The sequence below is a fragment of the Serratia sp. HNCC26DJ206 genome (assembly GCF_057180605.1).
This window is the reverse complement of record NZ_JBXUGP010000191.1, coordinates 1-243: the sequence shown is the minus strand read 5'-3', so window position 1 is coordinate 243 and position 243 is coordinate 1. Positions and strand designations below refer to the sequence as shown.

Below are 243 nucleotides of genomic sequence, written 5' to 3'. Positions count from 1 at the left end.
GATGCGCTGACCTTCAGCCTGCTGAGCCAACCGGCGCACGGCACACTGACCCGCAATGCGGATAACACGCTGAGCTATGTACCGGTGGCCAACTGGAGCGGAGAGGACAGCTTCACTTATCGGGTGAATGACGGCCTGCTCAACTCCGGCGTTGCCACGGTGCGGCTGACGGTCGCCCCGGTGGCCGATGCGCCAACCCTGGTGCTGACCGACGGCAACGTAGCGCGAGAGGTGTTCCGCACC

1 protein-coding gene is annotated in these 243 nt (G+C 65.0%); it reads left to right on the top strand.

Features of this window, described 5'->3' with window-relative positions:
- On the top strand, positions 1-243 hold a 243-nt coding region (locus AC2A1E_RS24540), incomplete at both ends, for a cadherin-like domain-containing protein (protein ID WP_484385931.1).